Source organism: Catenuloplanes japonicus (assembly GCF_000717135.1).
In the GTDB taxonomy this organism is placed as follows: domain Bacteria; phylum Actinomycetota; class Actinomycetes; order Mycobacteriales; family Micromonosporaceae; genus Catenuloplanes; species Catenuloplanes japonicus.
On the sequence record NZ_JNXY01000048.1, the window covers coordinates 1 to 24,719 of the forward strand.

General features: G+C 72.9%; 22 protein-coding genes and 1 pseudogene. 14 read left to right on the plus strand and 9 right to left on the minus strand.

The features are described from left to right. Nucleotides 1-147: 147 nt before the first annotated feature. A complete protein-coding gene (gene aroQ, locus OP04_RS45615) occupies nt 148-732 on the minus strand; it encodes a gamma subclass chorismate mutase AroQ (protein ID WP_198154273.1) in 585 nt (194 codons plus the stop codon). A 137-nt stretch (nt 733-869) separates the two neighbouring features. Here aroQ and OP04_RS45620 point away from each other — a divergent pair, with 137 nt between their 5' ends. From OP04_RS45620 to OP04_RS45630, 4 genes and pseudogenes are all read left to right on the plus strand, one after another. Continuing rightward, a complete protein-coding gene (locus OP04_RS45620) occupies nt 870-3,797 on the plus strand; it encodes a DUF4132 domain-containing protein (protein ID WP_157241240.1) in 2,928 nt (975 codons plus the stop codon). 165 nt (nt 3,798-3,962) lie between these two features. After that, a pseudogene (locus OP04_RS56265) lies at nt 3,963-4,208 on the plus strand (CocE/NonD family hydrolase); the annotation flags it as partial. A gap of 20 nt (nt 4,209-4,228) precedes the next feature. Beyond that, the gene (locus OP04_RS52700; protein ID WP_232323998.1) at nt 4,229-4,840 is read left to right on the plus strand and encodes a CocE/NonD family hydrolase; all 612 of its coding nucleotides are present in this window, start codon (nt 4,229-4,231) and stop codon (nt 4,838-4,840) included. A 69-nt stretch (nt 4,841-4,909) separates the two neighbouring features. After that, nucleotides 4,910-5,089 carry a hypothetical protein gene (locus OP04_RS45630; RefSeq protein ID WP_033346320.1) on the plus strand — a complete coding sequence of 60 codons (180 nt, stop codon included), beginning with the start codon at nt 4,910-4,912 and terminating at the stop codon, nt 5,087-5,089. Nucleotides 5,090-5,101: 12 nt separating this feature from the next. On the opposite strand, the gene OP04_RS45635 is transcribed toward OP04_RS45630, so the two are convergent. From OP04_RS45635 to OP04_RS45655, 5 genes are all read right to left on the minus strand, one after another. Continuing rightward, entirely contained in the window at nt 5,102-5,986 is an 885-nt protein-coding gene (locus OP04_RS45635) for a helix-turn-helix transcriptional regulator (protein ID WP_033346321.1), read from the minus strand. 43 nt (nt 5,987-6,029) lie between these two features. Next, nucleotides 6,030-7,067 (minus strand): zinc-binding dehydrogenase, encoded by a 1,038-nt coding sequence (locus OP04_RS45640; protein ID WP_033346322.1) that lies wholly within the window; start codon nt 7,065-7,067, stop codon nt 6,030-6,032. A gap of 102 nt (nt 7,068-7,169) precedes the next feature. Further along, entirely contained in the window at nt 7,170-7,925 is a 756-nt protein-coding gene (locus OP04_RS45645; RefSeq protein WP_033346323.1) for a GNAT family N-acetyltransferase, read from the minus strand. Nucleotides 7,926-8,188: 263 nt separating this feature from the next. Continuing rightward, entirely contained in the window at nt 8,189-9,277 is a 1,089-nt protein-coding gene (locus tag OP04_RS45650; RefSeq protein WP_033346324.1) for a DNA glycosylase AlkZ-like family protein, read from the minus strand. Between the two features lie 20 nt (nt 9,278-9,297). Continuing rightward, complete coding sequence (locus tag OP04_RS45655; protein ID WP_033346325.1) at nt 9,298-9,714, minus strand: nitroreductase/quinone reductase family protein; 417 nt, start codon at nt 9,712-9,714, stop codon at nt 9,298-9,300. Nucleotides 9,715-9,798: 84 nt separating this feature from the next. Between OP04_RS45655 and OP04_RS45660 the strand changes: the two genes are divergently transcribed. The 4 genes from OP04_RS45660 (at nt 9,799) to OP04_RS45675 (ending at nt 13,345) form a co-directional block, all read left to right on the plus strand. After that, nucleotides 9,799-10,707 carry an RNA polymerase sigma factor gene (locus tag OP04_RS45660; RefSeq protein WP_051800070.1) on the plus strand — a complete coding sequence of 303 codons (909 nt, stop codon included), beginning with the start codon at nt 9,799-9,801 and terminating at the stop codon, nt 10,705-10,707. Nucleotides 10,708-10,799: 92 nt separating this feature from the next. Further along, a complete protein-coding gene (locus OP04_RS45665; RefSeq protein WP_051800071.1) occupies nt 10,800-11,903 on the plus strand; it encodes an acyl-CoA dehydrogenase family protein in 1,104 nt (367 codons plus the stop codon). Between the two features lie 51 nt (nt 11,904-11,954). Further along, on the plus strand, nt 11,955-12,923 hold the full coding sequence (locus tag OP04_RS45670) for a GlxA family transcriptional regulator (RefSeq protein WP_198154274.1): 969 nt from the start codon (nt 11,955-11,957) through the stop codon (nt 12,921-12,923). Between the two features lie 68 nt (nt 12,924-12,991). After that, nucleotides 12,992-13,345 carry a cupin domain-containing protein gene (locus OP04_RS45675; RefSeq protein WP_033346329.1) on the plus strand — a complete coding sequence of 118 codons (354 nt, stop codon included), beginning with the start codon at nt 12,992-12,994 and terminating at the stop codon, nt 13,343-13,345. Between the two features lie 348 nt (nt 13,346-13,693). On the opposite strand, the gene OP04_RS45680 is transcribed toward OP04_RS45675, so the two are convergent. Beyond that, a complete protein-coding gene (locus OP04_RS45680) occupies nt 13,694-14,698 on the minus strand; it encodes a hypothetical protein (protein WP_033346330.1) in 1,005 nt (334 codons plus the stop codon). 71 nt (nt 14,699-14,769) lie between these two features. Between OP04_RS45680 and OP04_RS45685 the strand changes: the two genes are divergently transcribed. Then, complete coding sequence (locus OP04_RS45685) at nt 14,770-15,345, plus strand: TetR/AcrR family transcriptional regulator (protein ID WP_085067309.1); 576 nt, start codon at nt 14,770-14,772, stop codon at nt 15,343-15,345. On the opposite strand, the gene OP04_RS45690 is transcribed toward OP04_RS45685, so the two are convergent. Further along, the gene (locus tag OP04_RS45690; RefSeq protein ID WP_408606859.1) at nt 15,241-16,215 is read right to left on the minus strand and encodes a helix-turn-helix domain-containing protein; all 975 of its coding nucleotides are present in this window, start codon (nt 16,213-16,215) and stop codon (nt 15,241-15,243) included. The two genes, OP04_RS45685 and OP04_RS45690, sit on opposite strands and share 105 nt — an antisense overlap. Nucleotides 16,216-16,249: 34 nt before the next feature. On the opposite strand from OP04_RS45690, the gene OP04_RS45695 reads away from it, so the two are divergent. The 5 genes from OP04_RS45695 (at nt 16,250) to OP04_RS50910 (ending at nt 23,711) form a co-directional block, all read left to right on the plus strand. Continuing rightward, nucleotides 16,250-18,916 (plus strand): ATP-binding protein, encoded by a 2,667-nt coding sequence (locus tag OP04_RS45695; protein ID WP_033346332.1) that lies wholly within the window; start codon nt 16,250-16,252, stop codon nt 18,914-18,916. A 111-nt stretch (nt 18,917-19,027) separates the two neighbouring features. Beyond that, entirely contained in the window at nt 19,028-19,846 is an 819-nt protein-coding gene (locus tag OP04_RS45700; RefSeq protein WP_033346333.1) for an alpha/beta fold hydrolase, read from the plus strand. Continuing rightward, nucleotides 19,843-20,637: an alpha/beta hydrolase gene (locus OP04_RS45705; protein ID WP_033346334.1), complete on the plus strand. Its 795-nt coding sequence runs from the start codon at nt 19,843-19,845 to the stop codon at nt 20,635-20,637. The genes OP04_RS45700 and OP04_RS45705 overlap by 4 nt, the downstream gene beginning before the upstream one ends. A 796-nt stretch (nt 20,638-21,433) precedes the next feature. Continuing rightward, nucleotides 21,434-22,063: a maleylpyruvate isomerase family mycothiol-dependent enzyme gene (locus OP04_RS45710; RefSeq protein WP_033346335.1), complete on the plus strand. Its 630-nt coding sequence runs from the start codon at nt 21,434-21,436 to the stop codon at nt 22,061-22,063. 28 nt (nt 22,064-22,091) lie between these two features. Further along, entirely contained in the window at nt 22,092-23,711 is a 1,620-nt protein-coding gene (locus OP04_RS50910; RefSeq protein ID WP_051800073.1) for a diguanylate cyclase domain-containing protein, read from the plus strand. Here OP04_RS50910 and OP04_RS45720 read toward each other — a convergent pair. Further along, entirely contained in the window at nt 23,698-24,690 is a 993-nt protein-coding gene (locus OP04_RS45720) for an NAD-dependent epimerase/dehydratase family protein (RefSeq protein ID WP_033346348.1), read from the minus strand. The genes OP04_RS50910 and OP04_RS45720 overlap by 14 nt on opposite strands. Nucleotides 24,691-24,719: the final 29 nt, after the last annotated feature.

The window sequence follows — 24,719 nt, forward strand, 5'->3', positions numbered from 1 at the left end:
GCCCACAAACTGGCAGGGAGGAGCGCCAGCGACGACCGGTGCCCGCGGGAGCAACGCTGCCGGACCACGCCGGAAGCGGGAACAGGAACTGGATCTTGACCTTGACGGGCCGGACGGGCGGCGGAACCACCCGTCCGGCATTCGTGGTCAGGCCGCGCAGACCGGGGTGATCGCGTCCCGGAGCGCACGCTCGTGGAGGCGGTCGAGGTGGTACTGGCGGTCGGCCTTGTGCTCGGCCACCACCAGCGAGACGCGGCAGCGGGTGGTCGGGGCGCGCAGCTCGTCGGTGGCGGACAGCTCGCCGATGAACGCGATCGTGATCCGGTCCAGCTCCGGCCGCACCTCGGTGGCCAGGTCCGGACGCTCGGCCGGGGCCAGCTCCGGGTGGGCGGTCCACAGGTCGAACAGGCCCTGCTGGACCAGCTTGCTGGACTCGATCTGCGCGCGGAAGAACGTGACCGTCTCCGCGGTGTCGAGACCGGCCTCGGCCGCGAGCGCGGCGGCCTGGTCCAGCACTACCTGTTCCCGGACCGGGTCCTCGATCGGCGAGGTGGTGCCGAACTTGGCCGCGGCCACCTTGTCCGCGAGCAGGATGCGCTCGGCGGACAGGCCGACCAGCGAGGTGAGGCGCGGTGCGGTGGAGGCCGCCGCCGCGGGCGTGGCGGTGGAGGCCAGCGCCCCGGTCAGCATCAGCGTGCAGAGCCCGACGCGCATAACAGTCTTTCCGGACACTCGGGTGATCCTCTCATCCGTGCGACGACATGATTTGCCGTTAATGTCGCGCCTCTCATCGTATGTCCAGAAAGGACCGGCGGTTCTGTCGCACCCCGTCGGTACGCTCGCGGCGTTCGATGCCAATGGAGGTATGGATGCGATTCGATCACGGCTGGGACATGCCGGAGGTGTGGCGGGGCGTGCAGCTCCCCCGGCGCGGCGGGCAGCCGTTCGAGGTGCCGACGGCCGATCCCGCGGCGACGGAGCTGCTGCTGTCGGTGCTGGCGGCGTCCGACCTCCAGGACGCGAAGGATGCGGAGTACGACCCGGAGCTGCTCGAGGAGGCCCGGCGGTACGCGGCGGACCTGCCTCGCCCCGGAGCACCACTGTCTCCGCGCGGGGCGGCCGCGGCCGCGATGATGGTCGCGGACCGGATCAGGGAGTGGCGGGAGTTCGCGAACGATCCGGAGCCGATGTTCGCGCTCGGGTGGATCGCCCGTGACGGCGTGGTGTTCGCGGCGCGGGCCGTGGCCGAGATGGCCGGCATGATGCTGCACCCGTTGCGCGCGCCGGAGGCGTTCTGCCGCCTGCCGCGGCAGACCGGCGTGCCGCGGGCGTGGCGTGCCGGCAAGGACCCGGTCCACCTGCGGCGTCAGGACGAGGACAACGCGGTGTTCCGGACCGCGTGCCTGGTCCGCACGCACCTTGCGGCCGCGGACGACGCGACCTGGGCGGCCGCGGCCGAGGCGCTCCGCGGCTACCGGAGCGGCCCGCTCCCGCAGCGGATCGCCGTGTCCTTCGTGCTCCCGGACCAGGACGACTGGATCGACGAGGACATCGACGCGATGCCCTCGTGGTACGCGCGGTATCCGGAGCCTGAGCAGCTGATGCTGCCCGTGCTGCCGGCGCTCTCCGCGACCTCGGCCGCGCAGGTGCAGCGGCACGCCGACGTGCTCGCCGCGTTCGACGAGGCCGAGGGCCGCGACTTCTACCACGCCAGGCTGCACGCCCTGTCCAGCCTCGGCGCGCGCCCGCTGATCGCGACGCTGCTGGACGGTCTCGGGTCCGAGGCGGTGCACTTCCTGACCGCGCACCGGCAATACCGCGCCGAGGTGGGCCTCCAGCTGATCTTCGCGAATGCCATGAACAACACGCAGCTGGGTTACGTGCTGCGGATCCCGGCGGACGAGGCGATGCGGCACGTCATCCGGCACACGCTGGAGCACCGGCAGGCCGACTTCCAGCAGATCGGCGTGGTCAGCCGCGATCCGGAGCGCGCGATGCGCCTGCTCGCCGAGCCGGGCCTCCCGCCGATCGCGGCAGACCTGCGCGGCATGCACCTGCTGGCCGTGCTGCCGGCGGAGGAGCGCGCGCTGGTCGGCACCCGCCTCGCGGCCCTGCTCGACGGGATGGAGCCGGGCACCGCAGACCGTAAGCAGGTGGTCACCTGGCTGGCCTCGATCGACACGGACGAGGCGTTCGCGCTGCTCGCCGCGCGTGCGGACCGCCCGCTGATCCGCCCGCTCGTGGTGAAGGCCGCGGCCCGCAAGCCCGAGCGCGCCCTGCGCATGCTCACCGGGGACCTGCTGCGGGACCACGTGCTCGCCCGCCCGGACCTCGTCGCCCGGATGCTGCCGAAGCTGGACGAGGCGGCCCGCGCACGGGTCGAGGCGGTCCTCCCGCCGCGGGTGCCGTCCGGCCCGGTCGCGCCGGAGTCCGCGCTGCCCGCGGCGCTGCAGGCCGGCGTGAAGGCGAGGGCGCTCCCGCACTGGCTGGTCGTGCCCGCGCTGCCGCCGGTCCCGCTACGGACGCACGACGGCGCGGTGCTGCCGGAGACCGCGGTGCGGCGGCTGCTGGCGCTGTTGTCGCTGTCCACGTTCGCGGCACCGCATCCGGGGCTGGCGGAGGTGCGGGAGGCCTGTGATCCGGCCGCGCTGACCGCGTTCGGCTGGGCGCTGTTCACCCAGTGGGCGCGGGTCGAGCATCCGGCCGCGGACAAGCAGGCGCTGGTCGCGCTCACGTTCCTCGGCGACGACACGGTGCTGCCGCGGCTGACCGACGAGGTGCTCGGCTGGAGCGAGCACGCGACCGCGCGCGCCAGGACCGGCCTGGAGGTGTTCCTGACGCTCGGCACCGACACCGCGCTCACCTGCCTGCAGCGGATGGCGCGCACCGCGAGGACGAAGAGCTTCCGGAAGCTCGCCGCGGCGAAGCTGGACGAGATGGCGCAGGCGCGCGGCCTGACCACGGCGGAGCTGAACGACCGGATCGTCTCCGACCTCGGGCTGGACGCGGACGGCCGGTTCCTCCTGGACTACGGCCCGCGGCGGTTCACGGTCACGTTCGACGTGAAGCTCAACCCGCTGGTCGCGGACGCGGACGGCCGCCGGTTGGCGGGCCTGCCGCGCGCCGCCGCCTCCGACGACGCCGCGCTGGCGGACGAGGCGAAGCGGGCGTTCGCCGCGTTGAAGAGGGACGCGCGGTCGCTGGCCACGGACCGGATCCGCGCGCTGGAGGAGGCGATGATCACCGGCCGCTCCTGGTCCGCGGCGGAGCTGCGCACGCTGCTGATCGGCCACCCGGCCGTGCGGTACCTGACGCGGGCGCTGCTGTGGCAGGCGGCCGACGGTCCCGCGTTCCGGGTCGCGGAGGACGGCACGCTCGCGGACGTGGCGGACACGACGGTCACGCTCGCCGACGATCGGCGTGTCACGCTCTACCACCCGGCGCTGGCCGGCCCGGAGCTCGCGACCTGGGTGGAGGTGTTCGCGGACTACGAGATCTTCCAGCCGTTCCGGCAGCTCGACCGCGAGGTCCACCGGCCGGACGCGGCCCAGGCGGCGGCCCGGACGATCGCGCTGGACACCAGCGAGAAACGGGAGATCCTGTACCCGCTGGTCACGCGCGGCTGGTCGTTCACGCCCGAGGACGGCGTGGAGCGGCGGTGGCCCGGCGGGTTCACCACCCACATCACGCCGTTCGACGTGAGCGTCACCTGGCCGACCGGGGCCACGTTCGGGGAGATCGGGGCGGTGGCGGTCTCGGAGACGTTGCGCGAGGCCTTCCGGCTGAACATCCGGTAGCGGGGCCCGGGAGACGCCACCCCGCACGCGCTCGACCTGTTCGACCTGTAAGGAGACAAGCCCGTGAGCAGACAACGATTCGCCCGGTGGCGGCAGGCGCGCACCTACCGGGGGCTCGCGCCCGGTCCGTACGACATCAGGCTCGAAAAGGATCTTCAGGTGCCGATGGATGACGGGGTCGTGCTGCGCGCGGACCTGATCACGCCGATCGGCGAGACCGATCCGCGGTTGCCGACGATCGTGATCCGCGGGCCGTACGGGCGCCGCGGCGGCGCGGCCGGATTCGCCGGCGCGCTGGCCCGCGAGGGGTTCACCGTGCTGTTCCAGAGCTGCCGCGGCACGTCCGGCTCCGGCGGCGTGTTCACGCCGCAACTCGACGAGGAGCGCGACGGCCTCGCCACCCACCGCTGGGTGCCGAACAGTGGCACGATCTGCCCGCCTGGCCGCCGCCCGGTACCGCACCCGAGGTCTGGCACCTGCACCGCGAGGGCCGGCTCGACCCGGCCGTGCCGGACGGGGGTGTCACCCGCTACGTCTACGACCCGGACGACCCCACGCCCGCGGTCGGCGGCCCGAGCCTGATGCCACGCTCCGGCCCGGTCGACAACGCCGCGCACGAACGCCGCCCGGACGTCACGGTCTTCCGGAGCGAACCGCTGACCTCGCCGGTCACGGTCACGGTCGCGGGCGTGCCGGTCGCCCACCTCCGGTTCCGGTCCTCCCGGCCCAGTGCGGACGTGTTCGTCCGGATCTGTGACGTGCACCCGGACGGCCGGTCGATGACGGTCTGCGACGGCATTCGCCGTGTTGCCGCCGACGGCGCCGGGGACGTGGAGGTGCCGCTGTGGCCCACGTTCCACCGGTTCGCGGCCGGGCATCGGATCAGCGTGCAGGTCAGCTCCGGCGCGCACCCGCGTTACGCGCGTAATCCCGGCACCTGCGAACCGGCCGCCGTCGCCGCTGTCACGCACCGCGCCGAGCAGGAGATATCCCATGATCCGGGGCATCCGTCGCGGGTCACCCTGCCGGTGTGGCAGGCGTAACCCCGCGAAAGAACGCGCCGTGCCGCATGTCAGGCTTCAGAATGGTCTGCGACGAAAGGACCAACCACCATGGTGAAACAACCCAGCGAGTCTCTGAGCCGCCGCTCCGGCCGCGGCACGGACGCCTCCACGCTCGCCGGCCGCGTCGAGAACCAGTCCGAGGCGGCCCGCCGCAAGCAGAGCCTCGCCGAGAAGATGCGCGCCCGCACCCAGGACGCCACCAAACAGGACGGCGACAAGCCCGCCTGACCCGCACCGGCCTCAGTGGATCTCCGTCCGCTGGGGCCGGTCGCTCGTCTCATGGGTGACGGCCCAGGAGGCCAGCAGTGCGAGCGCGTCCGCGTGGGGTGTGCCGGGCTCGGCGGAGAAGATGGTCAGGACGTGGCCGGGCTCGGCCTGGAGGTCCAGGCTCTCGTAGGCCAGCGAGAGGTCCCCGACCACGTGGTGGTGGAACGTCTTCACCCCGCCGCCGTGGATGCGCACGTCGTGCGAGCCCCACCGTCGGCGGAACTCGTCGCTGCGGGTGGAGAGCTCGCCGACCAGTTCCTGGAGGGCGCGGTCGAAGGGATCGCAGCCCACGGCGGTACGGAGGTTCGCCACGCACATGTCGGCCGCGTGCGCCCACTGCGGGTAGAGGCGGTGCGCGGCCGCGTCGAGGAACGTGAAACGGATCAGGTTCGGGACACCGCCGGTGTAGACGTCGGTGTAGAGCGCGCGGCCGAGCAGGTTCGCCGCGACCAGGTCGGAGCGGCTGTTGGCCACGATCGCCGGGCCGGTGGTGATCGCGTCGAGCGCCCACCGCAGGCTCGGCCGGACCGCGGGCGACCGGGGCTCGCGTCGGCGGGGGCGCATCGCCGCGGTGGTCCCGTCCGCGGCCTGGGCCAGGTGGAACAGGTGGGCGCGCTCGGCGTCGTCGAGCTGCAGCGCGCGGGCCAGGGCGTCCAGGACGCCGGCCGAGACGCCGCCGAGCGCGCCGCGTTCCAGCTTCGTGTAGTACTCGACGCTGACCCCGGCCAGCGCGGCGACCTCGCCTCGGCGCAGGCCGGGGACCCGGCGTCGACCGGCCTGCGGCACGTGCGCCCGCTCCGGGGTGATCTTGGCTCGCCGCGAGGTCAGGAACTCGCGGACTTCAGCGCGGTTGTCCACCCCGCCACGGTACGTCGGCGCAGGTCAGCCGAGACAGACCCGCTCAGTACACCCTTATCAGCACCTTGAGCGCGGATCGGTCGTCCATGGCCCGGTACGCGTCCGGGATCTCCTCGAGGCCGAGCGTCCGGTCGAAGACCCGGCCGGGGTCGATCGTGCCGTCCAGCACGTCCGGCAGCAGCTCCTCGATGTAGTTGCGGACCGGGGCCGGACCGCCGGTCAGCGTGAGGTTGCGGCCGAACAGTCTCCAGCCGACGTCGCCGTCCGCGTACTGCGGCACGCCGACCCGGCTGATCACGCCACCGGCCCGGACCACGCCGAGCGCCTGCTCGTAGGCCGGCCGGTGCCCGACGCATTCCAGCACCGCGTGCGTGCCGTCGCCGCCGGTCAGCTCGCGGACCCGCGCGATGCCCTCCTCGCCGCGCGCCGCGACCACGTCGGTCGCGCCGAACTCGAGGCCGAGATCGGTGCGCGCCTTGTGCCGGCCCATCAGGATGATCCGCTCCGCGCCGAGCCGCCGCGCGGCGAGCACCGCGAGCAGGCCGACCGCGCCGTCACCGATCACGGTCACCGTGGTGCGCGCGGTGACCCGCCCGCGGACGGCCGCGTGGTGGCCGGTGGCGAGCACGTCCGCGAGCGTGAGCAGCGACGGCAGCAGCGCGGCGTCCTCCGCGACCGGCAGCCGGACCAGCGTGCCGTCGGCCTGCGGCACGCGCACCGCCTCGGCCTGGCCGCCGCCGATGCCGTTCATGGCGAAGAAGCCGCCGTGCCGGCAGGAGGTCTGCACGCCCTCGCGGCAGAGGTCGCAGGTGTTGTCCTGCCAGGCGAACGACGCCACCACCAGGTCACCGCGCGTCACGGTGGTGACGTCCGCGCCGATCTCCTCGACCACGCCGAGGAACTCGTGGCCCATCGGCGCGCCTGTGCCCTCCGGGGTCATGCTGTGGTACGGGTGGAGGTCGCTGCCGCAGACGCAGGACCGCACCACCCGTACCACCGCGTCGGTGGGTTGTTGCAGCACCGGGTCCGGCACGTCGATCACGCGGACGTCGCCGGGGCCGTACATGAGAGTTGCGCGCATTTCCAGTTCCCGTCACATCGGGGTCCCTACTGACGCACCTAGACAAACAGGCAGGTCAGCGGCGCGGGAGTTCCTGATGTGGCAGGTACCGGTAGTACCTCGCTACCGTGCGTCGCGCAGGTACAGCCGCTTGCCGGACGCGCGGAAGCCGATGCGCTCGTAGACGCGCCACGAGTCCTCACCGGAGGCCTCCAGCCAGGCCAGGTCCGTCCCGCGGGCGCGGAGCCGCGCGGTGATCCCGGCCGTGACCGCGCCGCCGAGCCCGCGCCGCCGGAACGCCGGGCGCACCGCGATCCCGGCGATCTCGCTCACGCCCTCGTGCGGCGCGACCGCGAGCCCGCCACCGGCACACGCACCGTCGTGGTCCACGGCCATCAGCACGATGCCGCCCTGTTCCTGCACGCGGGTCAGGCGTGCGACGTCAGCGTCCGAGGCGATCGGCTCCTCGCCGAACGCCTCGTTCTGCGCCGCCACCAGACGTGCGCGATCCGCATCGTTCTCCGGCTCCTGCAGAGCGAACCCGGGCACATCAGGGGGTACGACGTGCGCGCCTCCACCGTGGACGAGGTATTCGTGCCGGGCCTCCAGGGTGAACCCCCGCGCACCGAGCAGGGCCTCCAGGCCGGGGACGCAGGCCGCGACGTACTCCAGGCGCGGCATGCGGTCGTGCGCACGGAACGCGGAGACCAGGCCCTCCACATCGGAGGGCGTGATCTCCGCGCCCGGGAGCGGGGTGGCGTAATTGACGCCGGGATTGCCGGTCGCCGGGTCCAGCCCCAGGACGAACGGGCCGAGCGCGACCGCCAGCGGACGGCGGAGAAGGTTGGCGACGACGGACTTCTGGATACGCAGATCCACACTCACTACAGACCTCAGATCGAGAGAGAACGGTGTTCGATGAACGCCGGACCGCCTCACACCACGCATCGGCCGGCGGCAGAGCCCCGGCGGACGGGTTCAGGCGGCCCGCAGGCCGGCCCGGATCATTGGCGTTCAGTCCCTCAGTCGTAGGTGTGCCTCACACGCTTCCACAGCCCTCCCCCACGGTCAAGATCCGGACGCCCCGATCGCGGAAGGTGCCGACGTGTGAACAGGGTCCGGCGACGGCTGCGCCGGCGAGATCACCGGTCCGCGCCGGGCGCGGCCTCCACCGGATCCAGGCCCAGCCACTCCGCCAGCGCGTCGATCTCGGCGCGGACCGCGTCGGACTCGGCCGGGGTGAAGGGCGCGTCCTCGTGGATCGCGTCGACGCGGAGGACGCCGGCGCGGCGGTCGGCGGTGGCGTCGAGCTTGCCGATCAGGCGGTCGCCGGACAGGATCGGCATCGCCCAGTAGCCCCAGCGGCGTTTCGCGGCCGGCTTGTACATCTCCAGCTGGTAGTCGTACCCGAAGAGGTCGGTGAGTCTTCTGCGGTCGAAGACCAGGCGGTCCAGCGGGGACAGCAGCGCGGTGCGACCGGTGAAACCGGCGTCCAGCAGCGCGGGGTCGACGCGCCAGCGCCCGCGCACGCCGTCGACGGTGGCGAGCTCGCCGACCGGCTCCTCGCCGGGGCTCGGGCGGGTGATGCCGAGCGCGCGGAGCCGCCGGGTCGCGCGCGCCCGCATCGCCTCGTCGTAGGGCACCGGGTCGTCGGGGTAGATGCGGTCGGCGAGGTCCCACAACCGCTGGGTGCCGCGGCGGCCGGCGGCCGCGACCTCGCCCCGGGCCACCATCAGGTCGACCAGCTTGCGGACGTTGCGATCATTCGTCCAGCCGGAGGAGCGCCACGGCACGACGCAGGTGTCCGGCAGCTCGCGGACGGTCAGCGGGCCGTCGCCGCGCAGGCGGGCGATGATGTCGCGGCGGCAGCCGTCGTTGGCGTCGACCCAGTCGCGCAGGTCCTCCTGCCACTCGGTCAGCGGCGGGCGGCCGGGCCAGACGGCCATCTCGGCCTGGTAGAGCGCGAGATCCCCGGCCGGGTGGATCATGTTGTCCAGTTCCAGAAGGCGCTGCTCGTCGAGCGCGTCCCGCAGGTCGCGCGGGTGATAATCCGCCCCGAGGCGGGCCCACAGGACCAGGTCGGCGCTGGGTGCGACGGCCGCGGTCGGGTCGTGCTGCACGCGCGTCAGGTGGCGCACGACCTCGAGCAACTCTGCGGGCGCGCCGTCCGCGTCGAGCAACTGGGCGCGGACGGCGAGCCGACGAGCCTCGACCGGGGACAACTCGATCACCAGACGAGGCTAGTCCCTTCTCAGCGCACCGTGATCACGGCGAGCGGGAACTTCCGGTCCGTCTTCTTCTCGTAGTCGGCCGCGTCCGGCCAGTACGCGCGCCACGTGGTGTAGAGGTCGTCCCACTCCGTGTCGCGGCCGGGCCGTACCACCCGGTGCTCTGCTTTCAGGGTTTCCGCGCCGAGCTCGATCGTGGCCGGACCGTCGAGCGCCTCCAGGTTCGCCACCCACTGCGGGTCGGCGGGCGCGCCGCCCGCACTGCCGCAGACCAGGTAGGACCCGTCGTGCGGCGCCGCGACCAGCGGGTTGACGCTCTCCTTGCCGGTCTTGCGGCCCGGCGTGTGCAGCAGGAGCGTCGTCTTGCCCTCCCAGTACCCGTCGAGCACGCCGTCGTTGGCGCGGAACTTCTCGATCACCGTGTCATTGAAGGAAGCCATGCCGAACAGATTAGTTGCCGCACCGACGTTCTGCATCGACTATGGTCCGTGTTACCGCCGGAATCGATGGGTTACGGTGTCCGGATGATCCCGGACGACGAGCTGGCGCGGGCCGCCGCGGCCGGGGACGTGCCCGCGTTCGCGCTGCTGACCGCGCGGCACCGGGCCGGGATGCGGGCCACCGCGATCGCGCTGCTCGGCTACACCGACGAGGTCGACGACGCGGTGCAGGACGCGGTGCTGACCGCGTTCCGCCGGCTGCCCACGCTGCGCGACCCCGGTTCCGCCGGGCCGTGGCTGCGGGCGATCGTGCGCAACGTGTGCCGGACCCAGCTGCGCGCCCGCCGGCCGATCCCGGTCGCGGAACCGGAGCTGTACCTGCCCGCGGCCGCGGAGCCCCGGCCGGACGAGATGCTGGACACGGCCGACGCGCGGGACTGGGTGCGGCACGCGGTCGGGCGGCTGTCCGCGCCGATCCGCGAGGTGGTGCTGCTGCGGTACTTCAGCGGCTTCTCGTCGTACCACCAGATCGCGCAGTTGTGCGGCATCGGCGTGGACACGGTCGGGAGCCGGCTGCGGGACGGGCGCCGGATCCTGGCCCGCACGCTGCGGGACACGGCCGGGGAGGCCTACCGGACCGCCGACGCGGAGGCCGAGACGCACTGGGCGCTGGCGCGTCAGCACTTCACGACCATTCACCGCGGCGGGTACGCGAGCGTGATCGAGGACTGGTACCGGCCGGACTTCTCCGTGATGTTCCTCGGCGCGCTCACCGGTGACCGGACCGCGTTCGGCACGCTGATCGACTGGACCATGGAGGCCGGCGTGGTCGGTACGCTGCGCGACGTGGCCGGTAGCGACGACGTGCTGGTCTGGGAGGGCGCGTTCCACAACCCGCCGGAAAGCCCCGACCACTGCCCGCCCACGTTCGCCTGGATGCTGCGCCTGCGGGAGGGCCGGGTGGCGAGGATCGGCGTCGCGTACGGCGTCTGAGTCCTGGATCACACCGCGCGGGGCGCAGTTTTCGCGCGGACCGCGCGTCCGGTCCCGAGGGCCCGGACGGCGGGCCCCGTGAGAGGACCATCGTGTCGATCGACAAACTGCCCGAGCTGCTGCGCCCCGTGATCGAGAAGCACCGCGACGCGAACGAGGCCGACGGCCGCCTCGCGCCGGAACTGGTCGCCGAGCTGCGCGAACACGGCGCTTTCCGGCTGTTCACACCCGTGGAGATGGGCGGTTACGAGGTGACCGTCGGCGCCGCGCTGGACTTCTACGCCACGATCGCGCGCATCGACGGCCCGACCGCGTGGGTGCTGTGGAACCTGAACGTCGGCTTCGGCACCGGCTGGCTGCCCGAGGAGGCCGTCGCCCGCATCTGGGCCGCCCCCGACCCGCTGATCGCCCACTCAGGTCAGCCCGGCCTGCTCACGCCCGCCGACGGCGGCTACCGGATCAGCGGCCAGTGGAAGATCGTCAGCGGTGCGCACCTCGCGGAGTGGTTCCTGCTGGCCGGCGTGGATCCCTCGGTCGGCGTGCGTTTCTGCGCCGTGCCCCGCGCCGACGTGACGGTGCTGGACACGTGGGACACGGTCGGCCTGCGCGCGTCGGACAGCAGCGCGGTCGCCGTCGCGGACCTGTTCGTGCCGGCACACATGACCCAGGCGCTGTTCGCGCCCGCGCGCGTCGACCGCCCCGCGTACCGCCTGCCCGCCGTCAACCTGCTCATGCCCGGCTGCGCCGCCGTGCTGATCGGCATGGCCCAGGCCGCGATCGACGAGCTGATCACGATCGCCACCACGAAACGGGGCATGGACGGCGTCACCCTGGCCTCGAAGGATCACGTGACCGCCGCCGTAGGCCGCGCGCTCACCCAGGTCGCCGCCGCCCGTGGCCTGCTGCTGGAGACGCAGCGCGACCTGGACCGTACCGTTGCCGCCGGTCTGCCGACGACCGACGGGCAACGCGCGGCGGTACGCGGTGCGATGTGCCTGGTCACGGAGACGTCCCGGGCCGTGCTCGTCTCCATGTACGAGCTCGGCAGCTCCGACCCGCTCTACCGCGCCAACCGCCTCGGCCGCATCTTCCGCGACGGCATGGCCGCAGCCCAGGCCGCCAACCTGTCCACCACCCAGTGGACGCTCCCGGGCCGCCTCGCCGTGGGTCAGCCGGTCGGCTGGCCGTACATCTGATCTGCTTCTCACGTGCACTGTCCGCCGCTGGTCGTGTGATAGAAACGGCCCGTGGCGGATGGATCCTCTCAGCACCGCGTTGTCGTGGTCGTCGACGAGCATTCGAACCCGTTCGAGCTCGGCTGCGTCCTGGAGATCTTCGGCCTGCACCGCCCCGAGCTCGGCCCGCAGCTCTACGACGTGCGCCTGTGCACCCCCGTACCGTCCGTGGGGATGCGCCAGGGTTTCTTCACCCTCACCGGCGTCGGTGGCCTGGAGGAGACCGCCACCGCCGACACGCTCATCGTCCCCAACCGCCCCGACGTCGGCACCCCCACCCGACCGTCCGTGCTGACCGCGATCCGCGACGCCCACGCGCGCGGCACCCGCCTGATGAGCCTCTGCAGCGGCGCGTTCACGCTGGCCGAGTCCGGCGTCCTGGACGGCCGCCGCGCCACCACCCACTGGCAGCTCGCCGACGCGTTCCGCTCCCGATTCCCCTCGGTGTCCCTGGAACCCGACGTCCTCTTCATCGACGACGGCGACATCCTCACCTCCGCCGGCAGCGCCGCCGCCCTCGACCTCGGCCTGCACGTCGTCCGCCGCGACCACGGCGCCGAGATCGCCGCCGCCGTCGGCCGCCGCCTGGTCTTCGCCGCCCACCGCGACGGCGGCCAGAAACAGTTCGTCGAACGCCCCGTCCCCGCTCTGCTGGACGAATCCCTGGCCCCGCTGCTGGCCTGGGCCCAGCAGCGCCTCGATCGCCCCCTCACCGTCCGCGACCTGGCCGACCGGGCCGCCGTCAGCCCCGCCACCCTGCACCGGCGCTTCCGCGCCCAGCTCGGCGCCACCCCGCTGGCCTGGCTCACCGGCGAACGCCTGGCCCTGGCCTGCCGCCTGATCGAGCGCGGCGAACGCCGCATCGAGATCGTCGCCCGCGAGAGCGGCCTCGGCACCGCCACCAACCTCCGTACCCTGATGCGCCGCGACCTGGGCCTGACCCCGTCCGAGTACCGCCGCCGCTTCGCCCCCGCGGCCTGACAGCATCCTTACGCTTTCTGCGATCCTCGCACCTTTCAGCCCCGTCTCCCGCCCGGCACGATCACCTCATGATCACCAAGACCTCGCTCGCCCCCGTCGCCAAGTCCCTCACCGAATACTGGTCCCAGCACCTCGTCGCCGAGGCCAACGGCAACCTCTTCAAGGTCGCCAAGGGCATCGGCTCCACCACCTGGCACACCCACCACGACCAGGACGAGACCTTCCTCATCCTCGACGGCCACCTGACGGTCCAGCTCCGCGACGGCAACGTCCACCTCACCCCCGGCGACCTCCTCGTCATCCCCCGCGGCGTCGAGCACTGCCCCCTGGCCACCGAAGACGTCTTCTTCCTCCTCATCGGCCCCTCCATCACCTCCACCCCCACCGGCGGCAAACCCGCCTGGAGCACCACCCCTCACTAGCCCCCGCCCTCCCACACCCCGAGACCACCCCAGGACCCAAGATCCTTGCGTCTCCGGTGGCCCTCTCCCGGCGCGCGAAAGGGCCACCGGAGACGCAAGGATCTTGAACAGCCCCGACGCCCGCCCACGGGCGGGTCTTTTGTCTTTCATGCGCAAGCACCGAAATTTCGGCACATAGCGCCCTGCGGAATCGATCGACCGCGACCTACACCCGACGCTGAAGGTTCAGTAACCGTGCCCGCCGATGCTGCTGGCGCCCGGCGGGAATCGAAGAGTCTTCCCGGACCACGCCGGAAGCGGGAAGTGACCTAGTTCTTGACCTTGATCTGCCGCCCGATGCCGCGCACCTCACGACTTCGCGCGATCACGCCCGTAGTCCGCCAGCGCATGAAACGCCGCCTTCGGCACCCATGACCCGTCCGGCAGAACCCGCACCACCCCACGGGCCGCCAGGTCGAAGTCGCGCTCCGGATCCCCCGTCGTCGGCAGGTGGCGGTTGGCGAAGGTGTAGACGAAGGCCGCCTCGACCCCGCCCGCCTCCAGGTCGCGGAGCAGGTCGAGGACGTAGCGCGCCTGGGCCTCCTCGTCGCGTTCCAGCACCGCGGTGAGCGCGACCGCACGCCCGTCCGCACCGTACGTGACCGGCTCCGGCGAGCCCGCCACCTCCCCCGCCCCGCGGAACGTGCAGGATCCGAACTCCGTTGCCGCATAGGGTTTTCCCTGCCCGACCGCGGCTGCGAGCGTCTGCGGGAACGCCGCCGCGTTCGTCGCGTCGCGGTAGCCGCCGTCGCCGGCGATGATGTCGAACAGCGACCAGTCCACATCGTCCAGCGGCAGCGACGCGTAGCTGATCGGCCCGTGGAAGCGCTTGCGCACCTCGGGCACGGCCTCGGCCAGGAACCCGCGCACCGCGGCCCGCGCCGCGCCCAGCGCCTCCCGCAGCCGCCCCGGATCGCCGGTGAGCAGCGCCATCCTCTCGGCCAGGTCACGCCCCGGCAGGAAGTCGTCGGTGAACATCGCGATCTCGGAGCCGGTGAGGTAGACGACGGACGCGCCGGTGAGGCGCAGGCGTTCCGCGCGTTCGGCGCCGTCGAGCACGAAGGCCATCAGACCGGCGCGGTCGAGCCCGTTCGTGAACGGGCAGTACCAGACCTCCAGCCCGGCTTCGGCCGCGAGCCGGGCGGCCACCTCGAGGCGGTCCTGGAGGCCGCCGGTGATGCGGACCGCGTCGCAGTGGAGTTCGTCGCGGATGACGCGCAGGTCGCGCCGGACCGTTTCCGGGTCGAACGGCTCGTGCGTGGTGGATCCGCCGCTGACGAAGCCGGTGTCGTAGTTCATGCCGAAGATGCGCATCAGAAGCCTTCCGCCACCAACAATAGGGTACGACCCGTACCCTATAAGGTACGGGGCGTACCCTGCAAGGCGTGAGACGACGGGGCGAGGAGCTGGAGCGGGCGATCCTGGACGCGGCCGCGCAGGAGCTGCGCGAGTCCGGCTACGCCGGGATGACCATGGACCGGGTGGCGGCGCGGGCCGGGACGAACAAGAACGCGATCTACCGCCGGTGGCCGCACCGGGCCGCGCTGGGCGTCGCGGCCTACCGGCAGCTGTCCGACGACGTGATGCCGCAGCCGGACACCGGCACGCTGCGCGGCGACGCGCTGGAGCTGCTGCGGCGCGCGAACGAGACCTGGTCGTCGCCGCACGGCGTGATCCTGCGCGCGCTGCTGGCCGCCGCGGCCGACGAGCCGGAGCTGCTCACGCTCATGCGCGCACCGTCCGGCGCGGACACCATGGACCGCGCCTGGCTGTCCGTTCTGGAGCGTGCGGCGGGCCGGGGCGAGGCGCCGGCCGCGGCCGTGCATCAGCGGGTGGCGAGCACGCCGATCATGCTGTTACGCGCCGAGTACGCGACGCGGGGCGTCCCGTCCGTCCCGGACGGGATCCTGGCCGAGATCGTGGACGAGGTCTTCCTGCCGCTGGTCCGCGGCCGCGCGTGAGGCGGTGTATCCGAACGTCGCCTTGAACAGCCGGCTGAAGTGCGCCGGGTCGGAGAAACCCCAACGAGCCGCAACCGATGCCACGGTACGCCCCGGGGCCGCCAGATCCGCATGGCAGCGTTCGAGCCGGCGGCGGCGGATCAGCGCCGCGACCGTGAGCGGCTGGTCCTCGAACAACCGATGCAGCCGCCGCACCGACAGGTGATGATTTTTCGCGATTTTTGCCGGTGAAAGGTCTGGATCAGACAATCTGGCCTCGATGTAGCCCTCGATCCGCGACCGCAGCGCGTCGTCCGGGGCCAGCCGGAGGTCCCCCAGCTGCGCGGACAGCGCCACCGAGATCAACTCCGTAATCGCGGCCGCGGACCGTGCCGCCTCCGCAGCCCGGAACCCGGTCGCGGACCGCACCATGTCCTTCACCAGCGCGGACACCAGCGCGCCGGGCCCGCGATCGCCCCGGATCCGGACACCGGCCAGCCGTGCCGCCTCGTCCGCGTGCAACCGCAGCGAGGCGCGCGGCACCAGCACGGTCACGTTCGTGGTCTCCGTGCCGGCGAACTGCACCGGCCGCGCCGGATCGATCAGCACCAGGTCCGACGGCTCCAGCACGGCCACCGACCGCCCCTGCTCCGCCCGCACCCGCCCGCGCGTCAGCAGATACAACTGCCAGGTCCCGCCGTCGTCCCCGCGCGCGATCCGCGCGTCCCGGAAGCACTCCCCCGCCGGCGTCCGCAACTCCGCGAACCGCAACGGCCCCAGATCCCCCGTCACCACCCCGGCCCGGAACGCCTCCCCGCCGTGCTTCCGGCTGAGCAGCGGCGGCAGCCCGCTCGCCTCAAGCGACTCCACGAACGCGTCGATGGTGGACACGCCACCCATCATGCGGCACGCATAGGATTTCGGGGTGATCCTGGGGCGCGGGGCTGAGGTCGAGGCGTTGGCCGCGTTGCTGGAGGGGGCGCGGGCGGGGCGCGGGGCGGCGCTGGTGGTGCGCGGGGAAGCCGGGATCGGGAAGTCGGCGCTGCTGGAGGATCTGGCGGGGCGGGCGGGGCGGCGCGGGGTCCGGGTGCTGGCGACCGCGGGCGTGCAGGCCGAGGTGCACATCCCGTACGCGAGTCTGCACCGGCTGCTGCGCACCGCGCCGGACCTGGCCGGGACCGCGGGATCCGTGCTGGGCTCGCCGGACACGCTGCCGTTCCGGGCCGCGACCGCGCTGCTCGACGCGATCGCGGCCACCCGCGGCACGGTGCTGATCACGGTCGAGGATCTGCAGTGGCTGGACGATGCGAGCTGGGACGCGCTGGCGTTCGCGGCCCGGCGGCTCGGACCGGAACACGCCGCGATGCTGATCACCGCACGCGACGGTGCGGACGTGGACCGGCGGCTGTCCGGCGCCGGCCTGTCGCGGCTGCGCCTGGAGCCGCTGGGCCGCGACGACTCGCGTGCGCTGCTGGGCCGGGTGGCGCCGGGGCTGACCGGTTCGCTCGCCGACCAGGTGCTGGAGGCCGCGGCCGGGAACGCGCTCGGGCTGGTGGAGCTGGGTGAGGCCGCGGCGCGCACCGGTGCGGCCGCGCTGACGGCCGACCGCCTGCCGCTCAGCGAGCGGCTGGAGCGCACGTTCTCCGGGCTGGTCGCGGAGCTGCCCGCGGTCACGCGCACGTTGTTGCTGGTGGCGGCGCTGGACGACGGCGACGATCTCGGCGAGATCGTGCGCGCGGGCGCGGCCCTCACCGAGGAAGCCCCGCGGCACGAGGACGTGGATCCGGCCGTGGCGACGCGGCTCGTGCAGGTCGACGACCGGTTCCGGGTGCGGTTCCGGCATCCGCTGCTGCGGTCCGCGCTGTACCAGTCCGCGTCCCCGGCCGAGCGCCGCCGGATCCACGCCGCGCTGGCCGCGGTGCTGGCCGACGATCCGGACCGGACCGTGTGGCATCGCGCGGCGGCCGCGGCCGGGCCGGACGAGGAACTGGCCCGGCTGCTGACCGAGACCGCGACCCGGGCCCGGCACCGGCAGGCGCCCGGCATCGCGGTGACCGCGCTGGAACGCGCGGCCCGGCTCAGCGAGGATGCGGTCGCGCGCGGGCACCGGCTGCTCGCCGCCGTGGAGATGGCCTCCGAGCAGGGCAACACCGTGTCGCAGGCCCGGCTGCTCGCGGAGATCCGGACGCACGAGCTCTCGGCCGGCGACCGGGCGCTGCACGAATATCTGGTGGAGACGCACCACGGCACCCGCTGGTCCGGCAGCGAGCGGATCCTCGGCTTCGCCACCACGCTGGAGACGCTGGTCGCGGCCGGGGAGAGCACGCAGGCGATCCGGTTGCTGGACACGTTCACGCTGCGCGCGCACCACTCCGACCTGGATCCGGCGGTACGCGCACGGCTGATCGAGGTGATCGCGCGGATGCCGGCGGACGACCCGCTGGTCCCGCCGGCCATGGCGCTGGTCGCGCCGATCGAGCGGGGCGCGGAGGCCCGGCGGCGGATGCTGGCGTTCCGGGCCGCGGGCGCGCTCGATCCGTACGCCACCTATGCGCTCGCGCTCGGCGCCACCGCGATCGGCGACTGCCCGGCCGCGAGCGACTTCCACGCCGTCGCCACGCACGGCCTGCGCCAGCAGGGGCGCATCGGCGTGCTCTACCGCTCGCTGATCAGCCACGCCATGAACGCGGGCCACCTCGGCGACGCGCGCACCGCGCTGGCGCTGATCCCGGAGGGCGAGGCGCTGGCCCGGGAGATCGGCGAGCCGAACTGGCTGCCCGCCGCCTGGACCGCGGCCGGCACCGCGGAGGCGCTGCGCGGCGATCCGGCCGCGGCGGAGAAGCGCGCCGCCGACGCCGAGGCCGTCCTCCTGCCCTACGGCAGAAACACCCTGCTCGCGGGGGTACGCCAGGTGCGCGGCATCGCCGCGCTGGCCGCAGGACGCCCGGACGAGGCGTATCGGGAGCTGAGCCGGGTCTTCGACCGTGCGGACGACGGATACCACCTCTACACCGGGTTCATGCTGGTGGCGTTCCTGGCCGAGGCCGCGGCCGGCTGCGGCGCCACCGGCGGGCTCCGGCGGCTGGTCACGGCGCTGACGCCGGTCGCGGACCAGAGCCGCTCCCCAGCGCTGACGGCCGGACTCGGGTACGCGCGGGCGGTGCTGGCGGACACCGCGGAGGGCTGGCAGGCCGCGCTCGCGGACGACCTCACCGGCTGGCCGTTCGAGCAGGCGCGGCGGCAGCACGCCTACGGCGCCTGGCTGCGCCGCCGTCGCCGGCCCGCGGAGTCCCGGCCGCTGCTGCGCGCCGCGGCCGCCACGTTCGACGCGCTCGGCGCCACCGCGTGGGCCGAGCGGTCCCGGTCGGAGCTGCGCGCGTCCGGCGAGTCGCTACGCAAGCCGCAGGAGGCCGGGCTCACGCCACAGGAGACACAGATCGCGCGGCTGGCCGCGGAAGGGCTGAGCAACCGGGAGATCGCGGACCGGCTGTTCCTGTCGCCACGCACGGTCACCACCCACCTGTCGCGGATCTACCCGAAGCTGGGCATCCGATCACGCGCGGAGCTGGGGCGGGCACTGCCGAATACATAGATTTACGTACGCGAGGAGCGCGCCCGCGTTCGTACGGTGAGGGGACGAGCTTTCCCACCGTACCCACGAAGGGTCTTGATCTTTGATGTCTTCTCCTCCGGACGTGGCCAGATGAGCTTCGTGACCACCGCCGACGGCACGCGGATCTTCTACAAGGACTGGGGAGCGGGGCGGCCGGTCGTGCTCAGCCACGGGTGGCCGCTGAACGCGGACAGCTGGGAGGCGCAGCAGCTGTTCCTGGCGGACAACGGGTACCGGGTGATCGCGCACGATCGGCGCGGGCACGGGCGGTCCACGCAGACCTGGCACGGCAACGAGATGGACACGTACGCGGACGACCTCGCCGCGCTGATCACCGAGCTGGACCTGCGGGACGTCACGCTGGTCGGGTTCTCCACCGGCGGCGGGGAGATCACCCGCTACATCGGACGGCACGGGACCGGTCGGGTCGCGCAGGCGGTGCTGGTCTCGGCCGTGCCGCCGCTGATGGTCCGGCGCGACGACAACCCCGGTGGCGTGCCGATCGAGGTGTTCGACGGGCTGCGGGCCGGGTCGCTGGCGGACCGGTCGCAGCTCTACCGGGATCTCGCGGACGGGCCGTTCTTCGGCGGTCTGGCGTCGCAGGGGATCCGGGACGCGTTCTGGCTGCAGTCGATGGCGGCCGGGCACCGCAACGCCTACGAGTCGATCGCCGCGTTCTCCGCCACGGACTTCCGTGAGGACCTGGCCCGCTTCGACGTGCCCACGCTGGTCGTCCACGGCGACGCGGACCAGGTCGTGCCGTTCGAGGTCGGCGGCGCCGCGTCCGCCGCACTGGTCAAGAAGGCGCGCCTGATCGTCTACCCGGGCGCGCCGCACGGCATCACCGACACCCACAAGGAGCAGCTCGGCAACGACCTGCTCGCGTTCCTGAAGGAGCACACGGCATGAGCACCATTGTCCTGATCCACGGTCTCTGGGTGACGCCGCGCAGCTGGGAGCACTGGATCCCGTACTACGAGTCGCGGGGTCACACCGTCGTCGCGCCCGCGTATCCCGGCTTCGAGGTCGAGGTGGAGGCGTTGCGCGCGGATCCGGCGCCGATCGCGACCGTAACCGTGCCGGAGACCATCGCGCACCTGGAGAAGGTCATCGCCGCCCTGCCGGAGAAGCCGATCCTGATCGGCCACTCGTTCGGCGGCGCGCTCACCCAGCTGCTGCTCGACCGCGGTCACGGCGCCGCCGGCGTGGCCATCGACTCGGCGCCGCCGGAGGGCATCCGGGTCACGCCGCCGTCCCAGATCAAGTCCCTGTTCCCGATCCTGAACAACCCGGCGAAGCGCCACCAGGCCGCCGGTTTCACGGCCGAGCAGTGGCACTACGCGTTCACGAACACGCTGCCCGAGGCGGAGTCGCGGGCCGCCTACGAGCGATACGCGATCGCCGCGCCCGGCAGCTGGGTCTGGTCCTACGGCCTGATCGCGAACTTCAAGCCCGGCCGCCAGGAGACCTGGGTCGACTTCCACAACGCCGACCGTGCCCCGCTGCTCCTGATCGCCGGCGGCGCCGACCACATCATGCCGCCGTCCGTGAACCGCTCCAACGCCGACCACTACAAGGCCCCCGGCACCATCACCGAGTTCCACGAGTTCCCCGGCCGTTCCCACTGGACCTGCGCCGAGCCCGGCTGGGAGGCGGTGGCCGACAAGGCCCTGTCGTGGGCGCTCGCGCACGCCCGCTGACCGTTTTCTGCTGCTTCGAGGGCGGGCGCGGCTTCTCGCGCTCGCCCGTGCCACACCGTTCCTGCCATCCGCGGCGATTTTCGACCACTTTCGTAGGCGGCCCGAACCTTGGTGCCTATAAGGCGAAATTTCGGGCGCGCGGCGCCCGAATGCAAAGCACACAGAATCGCAACAGCCGAGACCAATCCCGGCCATCACGAATCCCGTGCCGGCACCCGCCGAAAGGCAACAGCCAAGACCAAAGCCGACCGCCGCGAATCCGGCATCAGTGCCCGCCGAGAAACGCGACAGCCGAGACCGAGAGCCGACCGCCATGACACTCTGGCATCGGCGCCCGCTCTGGTGACTGCGAACCGCATCCGGCTCGCGACAACGTTCGACCGCGAATCCCGTGCAGAAAACCGCAGCCGAGGCCAGAAACGCGACCAGCAGGGGTTTCTCCCGGCCCCGCGCGGAACCGGCTCCGATCGGCGGGCCGAAGCGGAGCGCCGGCGGAGTCTTCGGCACGTCGGAGGTTTGCCCGCGGGAGCATGCGGACCGCGACCACGCTGGAAGCGGGCACATCGTGGGGTCCGGGGCTCGGGCCCCGGAGAAGCAGAGCGCCCGCGGGAGCATGCGGACCGCGACCACCCTGGAAGCGGGCACATCGTGGGGTCCGGGGCTCGGGCCCCGGAGAAGCAGAGCGCCCGCGGGAGCATGCGGACCGCGACCACGCCGGAAGCGGGCACATCTAGATCTTGATCTTGCCAAGGACGTGCCGTCAGCGAGCCGCGCGGGCAGCCGATACGATCCCGGGATGCGCCGTGAGGAGATCTGGGATGCGATTCATGCGGAGCGGGCGGCGATCGCCGCGGAGCTCGACGGGCTCGATGCGGCGCAGTGGCAGCAGCGGTCCCTGTGTGACGCGTGGACGGTGGAGGAGACCGTCGCGCATCTGACCGCCGGGGCGAGTACCGGGATGATCAAGTGGCTGGCCAGCATGGCGGGCGCCCGGTTCGACCCCGATGTGCACAATCGGCGGCGAATCGAGGAGTACCGTGGCGCCACGCCGGCGGAGACGCTGGCACGGTTCCGGCGGACCGTCGGGATCAGCACGGCGCCGACCGGTCACACCGCCGCGTGGCTCGGGGAGACCGTGGTGCACGGGCAGGACATCCGGCAGCCGCTGGGCATGACACGCACGCCGCCGGTGGCGGCCGTGACCGAGGTGGCCCGGTTCTTCGCCGCGCGGGATTTCACCGTGGCCAGTCGCCGCAGCATCACGGGGCTGCGGCTGGAGGCGACGGACGGGGAGTTCGCCGCCGGTACGGACGGCCCGCTGGTCAGCGGCACCACGCTGGCGCTCACGATGGCGATGGCCGGCCGCGCGGTCTACTGCGACGATCTCACCGGCCCCGGCGTCGAGACGCTGCGGAACCGCTTGTAACGGGGCAAACAGTGCCGATGAGAGGGGTGTGGGGTGGCTGCGTGACCGGCTGACGCCGCGCCGCAGGGCGGGCGGGGCGCTGGTGTCGCTCGTGCTGGTGGCGGGGCTCGCGGGTACGGCCGGGGCGGGTGTGCTGGTCGAGACGGAGGAGGACCGGTTCACGGGTCAGGTGATGGACAACTACGCGACGCTGCTGACGGACGCGGTCGAGGATCAGGTCACCCGGTACCGCGACACCATGTCCGACATGTCGTACGCGATCGGCGCGCAGTCGAACCTGACGCAGGACGACTTCGCCCGGATCACCGCGGGCCTGGACGCGGCCCGGCTGACCGGCGCCGGCAGCATCTCGTTCGTGGTACCGGCCGCGCCCGCGGAGATCGCGGCCGTGCAGCGGCGCTGGCGCGCGCAGGGCGCGACCGATCTGACGCTGCGCCCGGACCCGGACCAGCCGAAACACGCGTTTCTGATCTTCGAGAAGGCGTTCGACGACCGGGACGACATGCGCGGCGTCGACCTCGCCGTGAGCACGGAGATCGTCACTGCCCTGCACACCGCCCAACGCAGCGGCGGGCTCGCGATCAGCCCGCCGTTGCGGCTGGTGCGCGACCGTGAGCTTCCGGCGGACAAGCAGCAGATCTCGGTCACGCTGGCCACGCCGGTCTACAGCGGGCTCGGTTCGGCCGCGCCGGACGAGTTCATCGGCTGGATGGTGATGGGCCTGCGCGGCCAGGACTTCCTGGCGCAGACCTTCCTCGACCACGGGCAGGGCGCGGTGCACGTCAGCCTGGCGGACCCGGCTCGCGACGGTGCCACGCTGGCAGAGGTCACGCCCGGCACCCGGGACGACGAGCATCCGCTGGAACGGGTCACCGCGCTCACCGCAGGGCAGCGCCAGTGGCAGCTCACGATATGGCCGACCAGCCGGCTGGCCGCGGCGACGGACCGGGGCGTGAGCGGGCTGACCGCGGCCGCGGGCGTGGCGCTGTCCGTGCTGCTGGCCGCGATGACCGCGGTGCTGACCGGCAGCCGCAACCGCGCGCTGGAGCGGGTCGAGCGCGCGACCGCGGAGCTGCGCCTGGACATCCGGCGCCGGGAGCAGGTGGAGACGCAGCTGCGGGAGAGCGAGGAGCAGCTGCGTCACCTGGCGTTCCACGATCCGCTGACCGGGATCGCGAACCGGATGCTCTTCCTGGACCGGCTCGCCCACACGCTGGCCACGCACGCGCGCAAGCAGCGCATCTTCGCGGTGCTCTTCATCGACCTGGACGGCTTCAAGGAGATCAACGACCGGCGCGGGCACGACGCGGGCGACACCGTACTGCGCGTCACGGCGGACCGATTGCGACACGGCCTGCGCGCCACGGACACGGTGGCCCGGTTCGGTGGCGACGAGTTCGCGATCATCCTGGAGGATCTGGCCAGTGCCGCGGACGCCCGGCCGACCGCGCAGCGGGTGATCGACGTGCTGTGCGAGCCGATCGACGTCGGCGGCGTGCCGGCCCGGGTGTCCGCGAGCGTGGGCATCGCGGTCAGTTCCCCCGGCGCCGGCGCGGCCGACATCCTGCGCGACGCGGACACGGCCATGTACGCGGCGAAGACCGCCGGGAAGAACCGCTACGCGGAGGCGGGCGTCACACCAGGTTGAGGTCGAGCAGGCTGCGCCCGGCGTCGGTGATCGAGTCCGCGGCCGGGCGGGTGCGCCAGCCGAGCACGGCCTCCGCGTGCGCGGCGCTGAGCCGGGAGCGGACGCCGAGGCTCGGGGCGAGCTGGGCCATCTCGGCGTTGAACGGCGCGGCCGTGCGCACCACCCAGTCCGGCAGCGTGCGGCGCGGGACCTTCGCGGCCCGGTCGCCGAGCCGTTCGCGCAGGATGCGGGCCATGTCCGACAGCCACAGGAACTCGCCGGACGCGATGAACCGCCGGCCGGCCGCGGCGGGCGCGGTCATCGCGTCCGCGTGCAGGACGGCCAGGTCGCGGACGTCGACGACGGAATATCCCATCCGTGGCGTGACCGGCATCCTCCCGGCCAGCATCAGCCGGATCAGGCCGACCGAGGGCGCGTAGTCGCCGTCGAGCGCGGGTCCCTGGATGTTCGCGGGCAGCACCGCGACCAGCTCGGGGCCGTCCGGCCAGGCACGGGCGAGCCGCCAGGCGTCCTGCTCGGCGAGCGTCTTGGCGCGCGGGTAGACGTACTGCGGCCGGTCGGGCAGGTCGGTCCAGACGCTCTCGTCCGCGAGCGTGCCCGGGGTGGCGGGCATGGCGGCCGCGGTGGACGAGGTGAGGACCACGCGGCGGACGCCGGCCCGGCGCGCCGCCTCGAGCACGCGCCGGGTGCCCTCACGTGCCGGCCGGATCACGTCCTGCCCGCGGAACTCCCCGGCCGGCATGGGCGACGCGGTGTGCACGACGTAGTCCACGCCGTCCACGGCCGCATCCCAGCCGCCATCCTGCAGCAGATCCGCCTCATAAAACCGGATATTTCCGGAAATACGGTGCTTAACCGTGTCGGCCCGGCGCAGGCTGCGGATGGTGGTGCGCACCTGGAAACCACGGTCCAGCATCTCTCGCAGGATGTAGCCGGCGGCGAACCCGGATCCGCCGGTGACGAGCACTGTTTCGGTCATGACCAAGACCATCCGGGGGTACGCCGCGC

Coding starts and splice junctions, on each gene's coding strand:
- OP04_RS45620 (WP_157241240.1), top strand. CDS start 870: ATGCGATTCGATCACGGCTGGGACATGCCGGAGGTGTGGCGGGGCGTG.
- OP04_RS45630 (WP_033346320.1), top strand. CDS start 4,910: ATGGTGAAACAACCCAGCGAGTCTCTGAGCCGCCGCTCCGGCCGCGGC.
- OP04_RS45640 (WP_033346322.1), bottom strand. CDS start 7,067: ATGCGCGCAACTCTCATGTACGGCCCCGGCGACGTCCGCGTGATCGAC.
- OP04_RS45655 (WP_033346325.1), bottom strand. CDS start 9,714: ATGGCTTCCTTCAATGACACGGTGATCGAGAAGTTCCGCGCCAACGAC.
- OP04_RS45660 (WP_051800070.1), top strand. CDS start 9,799: ATGATCCCGGACGACGAGCTGGCGCGGGCCGCCGCGGCCGGGGACGTG.
- OP04_RS45675 (WP_033346329.1), top strand. CDS start 12,992: ATGATCACCAAGACCTCGCTCGCCCCCGTCGCCAAGTCCCTCACCGAA.
- OP04_RS45680 (WP_033346330.1), bottom strand. CDS start 14,698: ATGCGCATCTTCGGCATGAACTACGACACCGGCTTCGTCAGCGGCGGA.
- OP04_RS45700 (WP_033346333.1), top strand. CDS start 19,028: ATGAGCTTCGTGACCACCGCCGACGGCACGCGGATCTTCTACAAGGAC.
- OP04_RS45705 (WP_033346334.1), top strand. CDS start 19,843: ATGAGCACCATTGTCCTGATCCACGGTCTCTGGGTGACGCCGCGCAGC.
- OP04_RS45710 (WP_033346335.1), top strand. CDS start 21,434: ATGCGCCGTGAGGAGATCTGGGATGCGATTCATGCGGAGCGGGCGGCG.
- OP04_RS45720 (WP_033346348.1), bottom strand. CDS start 24,690: ATGACCGAAACAGTGCTCGTCACCGGCGGATCCGGGTTCGCCGCCGGC.